Source organism: Enterococcus devriesei, from assembly GCF_001885905.1.
Lineage (GTDB): Bacteria > Bacillota > Bacilli > Lactobacillales > Enterococcaceae > Enterococcus_A > Enterococcus_A devriesei.
In genome coordinates, this window is the sequence record NZ_JXKM01000004.1 from 272,686 (window position 1) to 287,050 (window position 14,365).

The following is a 14,365-nucleotide window of genomic DNA, read 5'->3' on the forward strand; positions in this document are numbered from 1 at the left end:
TACGATTCAAACTGGCTATAAAAAAACAGGTAAGGATTTCCCCTTGCCTGTTTTTTAAATCATTATTTTTCTAACGCGGTCAAACGTTTATACATCTCAATTAACTCTTGCGTCAAACCTAAGTAAGAAATGGCGTTCATTAAATGATCTTGACTATGGACCATCAATAACGTGATTTCTGCATTATTTCCACTAGCCTCCGCTGTAAGCAGACTAGTCTGAGTATTATGAGCCTCAACTAATGCTTCGTTTGCGGCCTTCATCCGCTCCTCCGCTTCAGCAAAATTATTCTCTTTAGCTGCTGCTAAGGCTGCCACTGCTTCACCTTTTGCATTTCCTGCATTCATAATCAAGCCCATTACTACTTGTAATTGTTCGTCGTTCATTTTTTGGTTCCTCTCGTTCTTAGATTTCATCGAAGTTGAAGCTGTCAAAGTCGATTTCTTCCGTCTCCAATGCTTCCATTTCCTTTTCTTCACGAATATACTGATCGTCTAACACTTTAATAAACGGATAGTACACAGCCATTCCTAAGACAATCAATAAGGCCTGTAAAACCGATGCCTGCCAGCCGCTGACTAAGAAGCCAGAGATGATCGGTGGCGTCGTCCATGGCAATTGAATCCCATTTGTATAATTGACGATTCCCCAATCCATCGCAAAGTAAGAAATAATGATATTGATAGTAGGAACTAGCGCGAAAGGAATTAAAAGGATTGGATTCAATACGATCGGCAATCCAAAAATAATCGGTTCATTGATCCCAAAAATACTTGGAACTAATGACAGCTGGGACAATTTTTTCACCCGTTGACTCTTACAGAAGATCACCATCACTAGGATTAATGACAAGGTTGAACCACCACCGCCAAAAGTCGCGAACATATCTTGGAATTGTCCAGTGATGATATTCGGGATTTCATGCCCGTCTTTGAAGGCTTGCATATTTTCCACTGATAATGCCCGTAAAACTGGATTGAAGACCGCACCTACAACACTGCTTCCGTTGATCCCGAAGAACCAGAAGAAATGTAAGAACAAGTAGGCGATGATCATGGCACCTAACGTATTGCCTAAGCTTAATAATGGCGTTTGTAAGAATTTGAAGATGACATCTTGCAAGTTCCCCATTGATGTTAAGGAAACCAGCCAGTTAAGAACAAACATGATAGTGATAACTACAAAACTTGGAATCAAAGCTTCAAAAGATTTTACTACGGTCGGCGGCACACCTTCTGGCATTTTGATCGTCCAACCGCGACGAATCACTGCTGCGAAAATACGTGTTGAGACTAACGCGATAATCATTCCTAAGAACAAACCGCTTGAACCCATCCATTTTAACGGTAGGCTAGTTACTTCATACACTTGTGTACTATTTTCTGGTGTAAATAGGGTCGTGTATGGGGTTAAAATGAAGAAAGAAACAAGTGCTAAGGCAGCTGATTGGATCGCATCGATTTCTAATTGGCGTCCCAAGCTGTAGGCGATCCCTAAGACCGCTAAGATCGTCATAACATCAAAACTTGCGGAAGCCGGTACTGACATTAAAGATTCCCAGTTTTTCCCTAAGATCGGAGAAATCATTTCATTCCAATTAGGTATCGGGAAATTCGCCAGCAGTAAGAAGAAGGAACCCACGATCAATAAGGGCGTAGAAATCAAAAAGCCATCTCGAATAGCAATCAAATATTTATTCTCGCCAATGACTTTCGCTAAAGGAGTCAGAATTTTTTCCAACCAGTTTAAAAACTTTTGCATCTTTTTTTCCTCCAATCGTTCATGAACTATTTTTTATTTTGTTTGATTAATTTTAAAACTTCTTTCATCGCTTTTTCGCCGTCCATCATTCCGTAGATCTCTGGTGCGATCACAGCCACTGGAATTCCTTGCGGTGCGAAGCGCTCCTTTGTTTTTTCCAATAAAAATTTCACTTGTGGTCCTAAAAGGATAGCCACCGGCTTTTCCTTCTCTACCACTTCCTGCGAACGGGCTACTGGAAACGCAGTAATTTGTAGCGGCATATTATGTTTATCCACGACTTCCATCATTTTATTGACCATAATACTGGTTGACATCCCTGCATCGCAGAATAGATAAATTTGTTTTTTGTTCATCGTTTTCACGCTCCTATTTTTTTTACTCTTTTTATTCTATTGGTGCTTTGATCCGTTTTTCATATGCTGCTAACCACTCTTGCGTGATTGGCTGAATCTCGGTCGTATGGTTAGCGCCCATGTTTGCGATAAAGATTTGTGCCTCTGCTTGATTGTTGCCGACGCTGAAGGTGAATTCAACATTCGTGGCCACGCCCCATTCGCCTTGAGTATTCATAGCGATCAACGAGAAGGCCCCAGCTTTCCCATAGCGGTCGGTCAGTTTATCGTGAAATTCGTAGACCGCTTTATCACAAGCGGCTTGTGGTGTGAAGCCTTCACCCATCAAGCGAACGATCTCGTAAGATAAACAGCCTTTCATCAAATCTTCCCCAAGACCGGTCGCTGTTGCGCCGCCGATCTCGCTATCGACATAAAAACCTGAACCAGATAATGGTGAGTCCCCTACACGACCAGGTTTTTTCATAAACAACCCAGAGCTGGAAGTTCCAGCAGTCATGGTACCTGTTTGATCCAACGTGATAGCTCCAACTGTATCGTGGCCATCGTAAGGATTCAAATTGTTCTCATGAATTTCCTTCAAGCGTTTTTCCCAAATCTTATGTGCCCGCTCTGTTAACATGCTTTTGCGTTCAAAGCCTTCCAACATCGAATATTTCGTCGCACCTTCGCCTACGCGGAAGCTGTTGAACTTGTCTTTACTGAGCTTACGCGCAACAGAGATTGGATTTTTGACATCCGTGATACCTGCGACTGCGCCAATCTCGAACGTATCGCCATGCATAAAGGCAGCATCCATCTCAAGAATCCCTTCAGCATTTGGCAAACCGCCAAAGCCTACGGATTTATAATATGGATAATCCTCCACTGTTTTGATCAATGTTTCTACTGCATCACCGGCTGATTGCTGCTTTTCTAATAATCGCAGTGCTTCGATCACGCCGTCGTGTGCCATACGCCATGTGGCAATTGCTCCCCACGCCATTGCTTTACCCCTCTCGTTACCGTTTACATTTCTAAAATCTGTCACCATTATAAATAGTATATACTGTTTTGTATATACTATATGGGAAATTTTTTTATTTTTTTTAAGCGTTTTCTAAAGGAACGCGATTTTGATCAAATAAAAAAGACCTAGCAAACACTGCTAAGTCTTACATTTGTTATCTTTCAGTTAACGCCAAGATCCCCCGCATGTAGATTTCCATATTCAATAATAAATCTTTTTCATCCATGTATTCATCTTGATTGTGGGCGATGCCCTTTTGCCCAGGAAAAGATGGACCAAAAGCAACGATGTTAGGTACAAAGCGCGCGTAGGTAGCCCCGGTCGTGGTGACGGGTGTACCGTCTAAGCCAGTCGCATCTTCGTAGACCTTCGATAGTAACTGAACATTCTCATTCTCTTTAGGAAAATGATTGCTCTTGATCCGTCGCACGATGTTTAACTCACTTTCAGCTGGCAAATGTTTTTTTAAAGCTTCCGTTACTTCCTCCTCGGTATAAGAAACGGGATAACGAATTGCCAGTGACAATGCTAGCTGATTGTTTTTTTTACGAAGTTCGTAAGGCGTGACCTGCAATTTTCCACTGTCCGCGTCAGAAAAATCGATGCCTAATCCCTCACCAGTATGTTTTTCAGCTAAGCTGGTAACCAGCCACGCAAAATACTCCTTCAGCTTTCCGCTGACTAATTTTTCTTCCGTGATTTTTTCTGCTAACAAGGTAATCGCATTTTTCCCAAGCTCCGGCGCATTGGAAGGTGCGCGTTTTCCTGTGACCTGCAGTTTTTCCCCCTTGATCGTAACCGCTAGCTCGTCAGGCACATGATCACGGGCTTGATCACCGATGAACTCACCTAACATTTCCAGCTCAGTGGCCGCAAAGGAAGTCAAAATCTCATAATTGACGATGCCTCGTTCTCCATAGACGACCGGGTATTTACAGTCTGGTGTAAAGCCGAAAATCGGCGGCTTTTCTTCACTTAAATACAGCGGGATATCTGAACTGCCGCTTTCTTCATCGGTGCCGAATACAATCCGAATCGTTTTCTTTAACGGAATATCTAGGTCTTTCAATAGTTTCAAGCCAAATAAACAAGCCATGATCGGTCCTTTATTGTCTAATACGCCACGACCATAAAAACGCTCCGCCTGTTTGCTTAATTGAAACGGAGGGAATGACCAGCCCTCGCCAGCCGGCACGACATCTAAATGACCGACGACCCCGATGTACTCTTCAGCTTCTCCCCACTGCGCAAAACCCACCGCATCATTGACGATCTCTGTCTTGAAGCCATAGCTCTCCGCCAATCCCATCACAACCTCTAGCGCTTCTTTCGGTCCTTCGCCAAAAGGGGCGTGTTCAGCTGGTGTCCCCTTGACACTTGGGACGCGCATTACTTGATCAAGATCGTGATAAAATTGCTCCTTGTTTTCTGCGATAACTTGTTTAAAATCAATTGCCATGAAAAAGCCTCCTAGTGACCGTAGCGGGTCAGTGTTGTTTTAAAAACATAACGATCGGAACGATAATAAGAAATATCATAAAAAATCGGCGTCGCGTCTAAGGCATAGGTCACTGAATATACTTGTAGCAAAGGGTCCCCCATCGGCACGTCTAATAATTTTGACAGCTCCGGTTTGACTAAAATCGCCTCGACCTCTTGATGAGAATAGGCAATCTCTGTTTTTTGTTCCAGTAGCTTAAAGAGTGAGCCGTTGAAATCTTCTTTTGTCAAACCTTCAACATATTCTTCAGCGAGGTAAATTTTTTCCACTGTCATCGGTTCCTCATCAAGAATCCGGCGGCGGACTAATTCATAAATCGGTTGATCTTCTTCCAATTGTAAAGCGCTTAAAATTGCTTCCGCCGGTTCCGCGACTTTTTCAAAGGAAATGACTTCCGTTCGACTCGTTTTTCCATAAGCCTTGGCAGCTTCGGTAAAGCCTTGCAGGCCCGAGCGGCCACTTTGGATCTTCGGCTGAGTCATGACATAGCTGCCTTTGCCGCGGCGTTTGACGATAATATTTTTACTGATTAAATCGTCGATGGCTTTGCGGATCGTCAGCCGGCTGCAGCCAAATTCTTTGGCTAAATCGTATTCTGACGGCAATTTTTGTGAGCTGACATAGACTCCGTCATGAATCCGCTGTTCGATCTCGGCAGAAACCTGATCAAATTTTGCCTTGGTCGTTTTTTTCTCTTCCATGGGATCTCCTTTTTTAATTTTCGATTGATAACTGAATCATTTCTTCAACATTTTTATTCTAACATATTTACGTCAGGTATATACCTTATAGTATATACTATAAGCATGATTTTAAGAATTTCAATCATTCTCAGATTTTTTTTACTGACAAAACAGACAGCTCTAATGAGAAACAAATCCTTCCAAACCTTTCTTTCTATCCCCATTTCGCTTATAATACCTTCAGGTGATTTTATGAATACAATAGATGCAACGGAAATCGTTGACAAAATGAGCAATCAAAAAATAAATTATGATCGCGTGCTGCACAAAATGATTCAGGCGTGGGAAAAAGACGCAGTCCGGCCCCGTATCCTGATCCATTCTTGCTGTGCGCCCTGCAGTACCTATACATTAGAATTTTTGACCCAGCACGCGGATGTCACGATCTTTTTCTCTAATTCCAATATCCATCCAGAAAGTGAATACCAACGACGCGTACTCGTCCAAGAAAAATTTATCAACGATTTTAACGCCGCAACCGGCAATCACGTGGATTTAATCGTTGATGATTACAAACCCAACGAATTCATCCAATTGATGCAGTCGCAAAACTTGACGGAAGAACCGGAAGGCGGCAAACGCTGTACGGCTTGCTTCAATATGCGGTTGGATTTAGCTGCAAAGGAAGCTGTAGAACGCGGCTATGATTACTTTGGCAGTGCCTTGACGATCTCGCCGAAAAAAAATAGCCAATTAATCAATCAAATCGGCATGGATATCCAAAAAATCTACAACACAAACTACCTACCAAGCGATTTCAAGAAAAATTCTGGTTATCAGCGTTCGATTGAAATGTGCAAAGAATACGATGTCTATCGCCAATGCTACTGCGGTTGTGTGTTTGCCGCTAAACAACAGGGCTGTGACTTAAAAACAATTAATAAAGAAGCCAAAGCATTTGTGAAAGAACACCAAAAAACGGAGACAGCAAAATAAGCTGTCTCCGTTTTTCTATTAATCAAACTAGCTAACCCAATAGTTCCTCTAGCACCTGCAGCACCCCCGATTCATCATGGGAAGGGGCACGGTGCTTCGCCGTGGCCAATACCTCTGGACTACATTCTTTCATAGCATAGCTATTTTCCGTCAGCGCCAGCATTTCCAAATCATTATTGGCATCGCCAAAGGAAGCCAACTGATTGGACTCAAGCCCCCATTCATCTAACAAGCGTTTGATTGCGCGCCCTTTCGTCACTCCGGGAATAATAATGTCGATACTGCCGTGTCCGCTAGTAACCGCCGTGATCTCACCGGCAAAAGCGTCGTTTAAATGCTCAGCAATCTCATACGTCTTTGCCACTTCGACATCTAGCGCGAATTTCACGATTGGATCATTCGGCAATTCATCAAAACTTTCTACTTCTTCCAACTCATAGCTATAAATACGAGCGAATTTTTTAAAAATTTCGCTGGCGCTCGTCAGCATATAGGAAGACTTGATACCGCATGCCACAAACTCCAGATCATGATCGCCTTCAATTAAGAAAGTCGTAATTTTTTCGGCTAATTCCTTTGAAAAATGCTGCTCCTGCTGCAAGCCTTGGTCGTCAAAGACTAGCGCGCCATTTTCCGAGACATAGGTGATATCAGGATAGCCCTTAAAAAAAGAACGTAATTGATAATACTGATTCCCGCTGGCGACAATGAAACGCACGCCTTGTTCCTGCATTTTAGCGAAAACTTTTTCGAAACGGGGACGATCATAATCATTTTGACGGTTTAAAAATGTGCCATCCATATCTACCGCGACTGCCTTAATCATTTGTTTCCTCCTTGTTCCTAGTTAGGAATTTTATTCACTTACTCATTTTCAAATCTCTTTTGTTGGGTCCGAAATTGCTTGGGTGTTTGATTGTAGCGTTCTTTAAAGAGCTTGCCAAAATAGCTAGGGCTTTGGAAGCCGCAATCTAAGGCGATCCGATCCACCGTCTGCTGGGTGTTCAGCATCATGGCCACCGCTAGTGACATACGGTAATCGTTGATATATTCCATTGGCTTTTTTTGCGTGAAACGGGCAAAAATGCGAAAACATTCCGAGCGGCTGATGCCAGTCGCTTCGCACAACCGCTGGATCGTCAAACGGTTCATATAATTTTTTTGAATGTATATCATGATCGCCTTGATCTCTTCTTCATACTTGATTGCTCGCTTGGTCAAGGTTTGATCCTGTTCCAGTAAATAATGGAATAATTGGTCCCAAATCAGACTCAATTGGGCGACGATTCGTAGTTCATAGCCGATTTTTTCACGCTCCTCTTTCGCTAAAGCCAACAGCAGCGGACGCAATTTTTCTGCGATCGTCGTATCTTTCACTAGCTTGGTCCCTAAAAATCCCGTATCACTTAAACTTTGAAAATACTTCTGCTGCACAGCACCTGCCACGCCGCCGGTTAATAAATCCGCTGAGAAAACCATTGTCAGCATGCGGGCTTCGGGATTTTTTTCACTTAGGACAGCGCCATGAAGCGTGTTGGAATAAACCACCATGCAATCCCCCGCCGTCAAGGCAAAGCGCTGGTCGTTCAAGCGATAGTCGATTTCTCCATCCAGCATGACATTCAGCTCGATGGTCTCATGCCAATGATAATTCAAGCTTTGCCCCACCTTGTCATTAAAATCGTCGTAGCAGAATTCAAAGGGAAAGGAGCTGTCGGAAAAGGCCATCAGTTCTTTTAGATTGGTATCTAGCGCTGATTGTTTCGCAAACATTTTTATTCCTTTTCGAAACTATTTTAATAGTATTTAACGAAAGTATAGCGCATTCATTTGAAAAATGAAACTATTTTTATATTTTATTTATGGAATTACAAATTGTTCGACCTGATAACAGTCCAGGATCACCAATAATTGATAGATCCTCTGCAATTTTGGCAGCACCACAAATAAACGCGAAAGAATCTCCTTCCATTCCGCTTCCGTAAAATAATCATAGAAATAATAGCAGTAGCGCTTCATTGTCTCTGTCGCGCCATTTAGATAAAGTCTCCGAATCAATTCGTCACACGGTTTTGAGACTTCTTCCTTTCCTAATACTTGGCGGATCTGCAACACCCGCACCAGCTTGATGACATTGTCTTGATCGCCGCTGAGTGCGTAATAAGCGGTGATCCTCTTTTCCAACGTTTTTGGTTTTAAACGAAACATTTGTCGCGGAGTAAATGGCTGTTGCAGCATTTTTTTCGCCTCCTTGTAAAAAAATTAAAAAATTTTCCTTCTATTACTATTAACGAAAGTTTTTCATCGAATGCGTACTTTTTTCGAAAAAAAATTCACTTTTGCAGCTTAACTGAAAAAGTGAAAAAAATTTTTTAATAGATTTGATATTCTTGACCGGTTTGCTTGCCTTCAACACTTTTAACGTAAGCTGTCGCCACTCGCTCAACGGGGACCGGTGTGAAGCCTCTGAAACTCTCTTTATATTGTTCAAAGGATTCCACTAAGACATTCGGACTGACGCAATTAATCCGAATCCCATGTGTAAAATCAATCGCGGCTGATTTAACAAAAGCTGCTACACCACCATTAGCCAGCGCCGCTGATGCTCCGCCGGGAATTGGATCATCCTTCATCACGCCAGTAGTCAAAGTGATGCTGCCATGATTACGCAAATACTTTTGTCCAATCAGCGCCAGATTGATCTGTCCCAATAATTTACTCTGGACCGCTACTAAATTATCTTCTGGTGTCATATCTTCAACTAATTTAAATGTCGCGGCACCGGAAGCATTAACGATCGCATCCACATGCCCCACTTTTTTAAAAAGACTTTCAATACTTTCTGTCGCAGTTAGATCCACTTGTACATCGCCGCTAGTTCTGCCTGCCGTAATGACTTCATGCTCTTTGCGTAATTTACTGACCACCGCTTGACCAATCGTTCCTGTCCCACCTACAACTAAAATTCTCACACACATTCGCCCCTCTATAACCATTTTATTCTATTATAAAACAAAAAAGACCCGCCGAAGCAGGTCTTTTGATTAATCTTTTTTGTTTTCGTCAGCTTTTTTGTTGATTTTACCAGCAACGTCATCTGCGGTTTCCTTCGCTTTGTCTTTTGCCTTGCCAAAACCTTGTTGAATCTTGCCTTTTAATTCAGTCGTTTCATCATCTGTGACTTTGCCTTTTGCTTCGTTCACTTTACCTTTTAGTTCATCGTTGTTTGTCATAATAAACCCTCCTGTTTGATAAAATAATCGAAAATTGTTTCTGTATTTAGTTTACCATTGGGCAAAAAGGATGGCTAAGAATCTGCTTACAATTTTAACCGCTCCTCGGCTTGTTGGATTTCCTGCCTCAATATCTCGATCCGCGCTTCTTTTAAGTCACTAGCAAAGGTCAAGTTTTCCAACCGTTCCAGCTCACATTTAGCCGCAGCCAGCTCCGTTTTTATCAATAGTAGAACGCTTTCATTAATTTCCATTGTATTTTACCTCCCAAGCATCACACACCATCTGTCATTACTTCTATGCTACACTGCCTGTGAGGTGAAGTAAATGCGAAACACATGGCTGCAAGAACAATTAGCTGCGATAAGTGATGAGAAGAACCAATTTGTTATCGCAGAAGCGATCAAGTACATCGAACAATTAGAAGATGACAACGAAAGTTTGCAAGTCGCACTAGAAGGCACTATTTGGAGTCCCAAAAAATGGAACGAAAAAGCAGAGAAGTAGGCCACGAAACACTGGCTGCTTCTCTGTTTTTTATTAATAAACACTCACTATTCTTCCCCCCTCCCCTTAAATTTATGCTATGCTTATCTTATAAATAATCAAATCAGTTAATTTTTTTATTAAAAAATGAAAACTATTTCAGTTGAAAGGAGACGATCGTATGATGCAAAAAATCTCAAATAGTGTCGTTGTCTTTGTCCTCTTTGGCATTCTCTTTTTAGTGTGGGCCGTTCTTTGGGATCACAAATTTTATCTTTATTTTTCTAGCGTCATTTGTTTCTTTTACGCCTTTCGCAATTATTCAGACAAAAAAAGCACCTGACACTTGCAAACAAAAAAAAGGAGCTGGGACATTAATTTGTCTCAGCTCCTATTTCCGTATAAACGGTGTGACAGAAGTAGCTTCTTCGGAAATAAGCCGAAATTTCTTGAAGCTGAACACTTCTTTCCCAACCTCTTTTTTTAGCATTTGATATAGGAATATCCTTGCTCTTGCAATTCGACTAGCCGGATCACCCCGGAATCGATCACCTCGACACTTTCTGCAAGCTGCTTCGAACGAACATGAAAATTTCGCATCGAATGATGACAGGCTTGATAAGAAATATTGCTGTACTCTTTCATAAATTTGATCACTCGCGGCAATAGATATCCTTGGATCGCTTCACCGTTCATCAATAAAACGATCTTTGCCTCCGGCTCGGACAATAGTAGGTTTTCAATGTTGTGGCGTGCCTCGCGAATTTTCCCCAACTCATCCACATGGATCACTATTTTCATAAAAATCCCTCCTTTTATTCTAGTGCGTAAAGCCGTAATTTTTGATTTCTGTCTCTTCATGGAAGACTAAGTGACTGTTGTCCAGCTCCGTGATGGCCGCCCTTAAATCTTCAATAAAATCATGGGCCATATTCATACCAAAGTCGCTGCGGACAACGATTCGTTGAATCACTTGCTTATCTAAATTTTTAGGTAATGGATACGACGGCACTTGCCAGCCCTTCATTAATAGACGATCCGACAAATCATACAAGGTCCATGCCCGCTTTTCATCTGCAGTCAATTTATAACAAACTAAAGGCAACTGATCGCCGCCATTAATCAACTCAAAACAGCGCGATTCCTTCAATTCTTTGGCTAAATACAGCGCCACATCGTGGGTCCGTTGGTGGATACTTTGGTAGCCCTCAAACCCGAAACGTACGAAATTATAATATTGACCAATCAATTGCGCGGCACTATGGGAAAAATTGATTGCCATCGTTGGCAACTCGCCACCTAAATAGCTGACCTTGAAGACCAATTCCTTCGGCAAAAATTGCTCATCCCGCCAAACGACCCAGCCGACTCCTGGGTAGACCAAGCCATATTTATGACCTGAAGTATTGATAGAAACCACATTTTTTAATTGGAAGTCCCATTCCAGTTCCGGTTCGACAAAAGGCGTATATAAGCCTCCTGACGCGGCGTCTACATGAATATAAACTTTATGTTCCGTCTCTTGATTGTGTTTTTCAACTAAGTCATTCAGTTTTTTGATGTCGTCGTACTGTCCGGTATAAGTAATCCCAAGAATCCCCACGATCCCGATGGTATATTCATCCACCGCCGCCATCGCCTGATCCACATCCAAGGACATATTTTCCGCGTCCATTGGGATCTCCCGCAACTCGATATCCCAATAAACACAAAATTTTTCCCAGCAGACTTGATAACCAGAAGAAATAATCAAATTCGGTTTCTTTTTATGAATATCTACGCCTAACTTCTCCGCTTGCTTGCGCCAAGCGAATTTCATCGCCATTCCACCTAGCATGCAGGCTTCAGATGAGCCGATCGTCGAAGTCCCGATAAATTTTTCACTTTCCGATGCGTGCCACAGATCCGCGATAATATTGACACAGCGATTCTCCATCTCTGCAGTTCGGGGGTATTCCGATTTATCGATCACATTTTTATCTAGCGTTTCACTCATTAATTGGACGGCTTCCGGTTCCATGAAGGTCTGACAAAAGGTCGCCAAATTTTCCCGTGAATTGCCCTCATCGATCAAATCATCCTTGATCATTTGATAGGCGATCCGCGGTTCAATGGAATTCTCGCCTAAATGATAGGAAGGTAGGACTTCATCTTCATTTTTAGAGCCGAAGATCGGTTCCAAATAAGCCGCCTCGCGACGATTTTTCTTTCCATAAAGCATACGACCACTCCTAATTTAGATTGAAGAAGTTGCTTTTCACCGGCCTTTGCTCTATTTGCCATGGGAAAATCAACCCTTCATGATATCGACCACTCTACCAGTTAAGCGATTCAGCTGTAGAGAAAGCTTCTACTATAAGAGTAGCTGAAAGCGTTAAAAAATACAAAAGAATTCCTTCTCTTCTCCTTACAATCCTCATTTTTTTGTCGCCAGAACTTAAAAGAAATAGAAAATCTAAAAAAATTCGACTTTTTTTAAAAAAAAGCTTTTATTTTACTTGTGAATCTATTATTTTGATAGTAGTATGCAAAAAAATATAGCGGAGGACGCCTCATGTCTTATCAAGAAATGCTTTTCACCTTCTTAGGTGGTTTGGGAATTTTCCTTTTTGGGATCAAATATTTAGGTGACGGCTTACAAAAAGCAGCCGGGAACCACTTACGAGAAATTCTAAACCGTTTTACCTCTACGCCTTTTCGCGCCGTTTTAGCCGGGATCATCGTTACCGGTCTGATTCAAAGTAGCTCAGGCACAACTGTTTTAGCGGTAGGCTTAGTCAGCGCCGGCTTCATGACCTTGCGTCAAGCCATCGGTGTCATTATGGGGGCCAACGTTGGGACCACCGTAACCGCCTTCATCATTGGTTTCAACTTAAGCGAGTACGCTCTGCCGATCATCGGGACGGGGGCGATTTTATTATTCTTTTCAAAACGAACTTCGTTGCAATCCATCGGTCAGATTTTGTTTGGATTTGGCGCGCTTTTTTACGGATTAAAATTAATGGGTACCGCCATGGACCCGTTAAAAGATCTGCCGCAATTCAACCAAGTAATGATTAACGTCTCTCACCACCCAGTACTAGGTGTTGGGATCGGGACCTTATTAACGATGGTCCTGCAAAGCTCCAGTGCAACGATCGGAATTTTGCAGCAATTATATATGCAAGGAAGCGTCACCTTAACCGCGGCTTTGCCGATTTTATTCGGGGACAATATCGGAACCACGATTACCGCCATTATCGCCTGCTTAGGCGCTAGTATCGCGGCTAAGAGAACCGCCGCTTCTCACGTTATCTTCAACTTAGTCGGAGCGGTTATTTTTACCCTACTGCTCGTACCGTTCACTAGCGTCGTCACGATGTTCGCCGATTCATTAGGATTAAATCCAGCAATGCAGATCGCCTTTGCTCATGGTCTCTTTAATATTTCCAATCTGGCGATCCAATTCTGGTTTATTCCTCAGATCGAAATGATCGTGAAAAAAATCATTCCAGGCAGCGAGAAAAATTTGAATATCCGCTCAGTGACTTTAAGCGAACCGATCATCCATACTTCATCGGTCATGGCAATCGAACAAGCCAAAAACGAAGTCATTCAAATGGGCAGCTATGTCCTGTCCTCCATCCGTTCTGCCCGAAAGTATTATAATGATACAAAGGATGAATGGCGGGAAGATGTGCTGCAATATGAAAATGCCATTAACCAATGCGATATCGAATTAACTGAATATCTCGTAAAAATTTCCGCCACCGAACTGACTCCCTTGGAAAGTCAGGAGCAAGCAATGCTGTTGGAATTTACGAAGGACTTTGAACGAATCGGCGATCACTCTATGAATATCATTCGCTATGTCGAAGAATCCATTGCCCTTGAAGAAAAGCAGCGGGCCAAAGATAAACGAAATAAAACCAAAACTAGCAATAACCGTCAGACCTTCTTACTTCATGATGAACACCTAGAGCTGTTGTTCGACAAAGTATTAAAAAATATTCGCGACGCGATGCAAGTCTTAGAAAATGACGACATCGAGTTGGCGCAAAAAATGTTAGATCGCGAAGAAGAAATCAATCAGCTAGTAGAACTTCTACGGAAAAAATACATTCGCTTGATGACCAAAGGCGAAGGAAGAGCCGCTGATGGTGTTCTACTGATCGATATCAGCTCGAACCTTGAACGCTCCAGCGATCGTACGTTGCATATCGCGAAATATTTCTTAGGAAATAAATACAACTTCAAGTATGATACTTCCAATTTCCAATACCAAAAAGCCAATCCTAGCCCATCCAGTACCCTTGATGGCGCAGAAATCGATTAAAAAAACTCCGCCTTGTTTCCTTTTA

General features: G+C 42.3%; 17 protein-coding genes. 3 read left to right on the top strand and 14 right to left on the bottom strand.

Going from position 1 to position 14,365, the window contains the following annotated elements; genetic code table 11:
• Positions 1-62: 62 nt before the first annotated feature.
• From RV00_RS07825 to RV00_RS07850, 6 genes are all read right to left on the bottom strand, one after another.
• Complete coding sequence (locus RV00_RS07825) at positions 63-386, bottom strand: PTS lactose/cellobiose transporter subunit IIA (protein WP_071862040.1); 324 nt, start codon at positions 384-386, stop codon at positions 63-65.
• 19 nt (positions 387-405) lie between these two features.
• The gene (gene celB, locus RV00_RS07830; protein WP_071862041.1) at positions 406-1,761 is read right to left on the bottom strand and encodes a PTS cellobiose transporter subunit IIC; all 1,356 of its coding nucleotides are present in this window, start codon (positions 1,759-1,761) and stop codon (positions 406-408) included.
• 26 nt (positions 1,762-1,787) lie between these two features.
• A complete protein-coding gene (locus RV00_RS07835) occupies positions 1,788-2,117 on the bottom strand; it encodes a PTS sugar transporter subunit IIB (RefSeq protein WP_071862042.1) in 330 nt (109 codons plus the stop codon).
• 31 nt (positions 2,118-2,148) lie between these two features.
• Entirely contained in the window at positions 2,149-3,102 is a 954-nt protein-coding gene (locus tag RV00_RS07840; protein ID WP_071862043.1) for a glycosylasparaginase, read from the bottom strand.
• A 178-nt stretch (positions 3,103-3,280) separates the two neighbouring features.
• A complete protein-coding gene (locus RV00_RS07845) occupies positions 3,281-4,585 on the bottom strand; it encodes a Sapep family Mn(2+)-dependent dipeptidase (protein WP_071862044.1) in 1,305 nt (434 codons plus the stop codon).
• A gap of 11 nt (positions 4,586-4,596) precedes the next feature.
• Positions 4,597-5,328 carry a GntR family transcriptional regulator, LSA1692 subfamily gene (locus RV00_RS07850; protein WP_071862045.1) on the bottom strand — a complete coding sequence of 244 codons (732 nt, stop codon included), beginning with the start codon at positions 5,326-5,328 and terminating at the stop codon, positions 4,597-4,599.
• A gap of 234 nt (positions 5,329-5,562) precedes the next feature.
• Between RV00_RS07850 and RV00_RS07855 the strand changes: the two genes are divergently transcribed.
• Positions 5,563-6,306: an epoxyqueuosine reductase QueH gene (locus RV00_RS07855; protein WP_071862046.1), complete on the top strand. Its 744-nt coding sequence runs from the start codon at positions 5,563-5,565 to the stop codon at positions 6,304-6,306.
• Positions 6,307-6,337: 31 nt separating this feature from the next.
• Here the strand turns inward: RV00_RS07855 and RV00_RS07860 are convergent, their stop codons facing one another.
• From RV00_RS07860 to RV00_RS16385, 6 genes are all read right to left on the bottom strand, one after another.
• The gene (locus RV00_RS07860) at positions 6,338-7,132 is read right to left on the bottom strand and encodes a Cof-type HAD-IIB family hydrolase (protein ID WP_071862047.1); all 795 of its coding nucleotides are present in this window, start codon (positions 7,130-7,132) and stop codon (positions 6,338-6,340) included.
• Between the two features lie 38 nt (positions 7,133-7,170).
• Positions 7,171-8,079 (bottom strand): AraC family transcriptional regulator, encoded by a 909-nt coding sequence (locus tag RV00_RS07865; protein WP_071862048.1) that lies wholly within the window; start codon positions 8,077-8,079, stop codon positions 7,171-7,173.
• An 87-nt stretch (positions 8,080-8,166) separates the two neighbouring features.
• On the bottom strand, positions 8,167-8,544 hold the full coding sequence (locus RV00_RS07870) for a hypothetical protein (protein ID WP_071862049.1): 378 nt from the start codon (positions 8,542-8,544) through the stop codon (positions 8,167-8,169).
• A 134-nt stretch (positions 8,545-8,678) separates the two neighbouring features.
• Positions 8,679-9,278 (bottom strand): short chain dehydrogenase, encoded by a 600-nt coding sequence (locus tag RV00_RS07875; RefSeq protein WP_071862050.1) that lies wholly within the window; start codon positions 9,276-9,278, stop codon positions 8,679-8,681.
• A 72-nt stretch (positions 9,279-9,350) separates the two neighbouring features.
• Positions 9,351-9,539: a CsbD family protein gene (locus tag RV00_RS07880; protein WP_071862051.1), complete on the bottom strand. Its 189-nt coding sequence runs from the start codon at positions 9,537-9,539 to the stop codon at positions 9,351-9,353.
• An 86-nt stretch (positions 9,540-9,625) separates the two neighbouring features.
• Positions 9,626-9,793 carry a hypothetical protein gene (locus RV00_RS16385; RefSeq protein WP_169818935.1) on the bottom strand — a complete coding sequence of 56 codons (168 nt, stop codon included), beginning with the start codon at positions 9,791-9,793 and terminating at the stop codon, positions 9,626-9,628.
• A gap of 73 nt (positions 9,794-9,866) precedes the next feature.
• Here RV00_RS16385 and RV00_RS07885 point away from each other — a divergent pair, with 73 nt between their 5' ends.
• On the top strand, positions 9,867-10,046 hold the full coding sequence (locus RV00_RS07885) for a basic helix-loop-helix domain-containing protein (protein ID WP_071862052.1): 180 nt from the start codon (positions 9,867-9,869) through the stop codon (positions 10,044-10,046).
• Positions 10,047-10,508: 462 nt separating this feature from the next.
• Here the strand turns inward: RV00_RS07885 and RV00_RS07890 are convergent, their stop codons facing one another.
• A complete protein-coding gene (locus RV00_RS07890) occupies positions 10,509-10,826 on the bottom strand; it encodes a DsrE family protein (RefSeq protein WP_071862053.1) in 318 nt (105 codons plus the stop codon).
• A 19-nt stretch (positions 10,827-10,845) separates the two neighbouring features.
• Entirely contained in the window at positions 10,846-12,246 is a 1,401-nt protein-coding gene (gene gad, locus RV00_RS07895) for a glutamate decarboxylase (protein ID WP_071862054.1), read from the bottom strand.
• A 333-nt stretch (positions 12,247-12,579) separates the two neighbouring features.
• Between gad and RV00_RS07900 the strand changes: the two genes are divergently transcribed.
• The gene (locus tag RV00_RS07900) at positions 12,580-14,340 is read left to right on the top strand and encodes a Na/Pi cotransporter family protein (RefSeq protein ID WP_071862055.1); all 1,761 of its coding nucleotides are present in this window, start codon (positions 12,580-12,582) and stop codon (positions 14,338-14,340) included.
• The last annotated feature ends 25 nt before the right edge of the window (positions 14,341-14,365 follow it).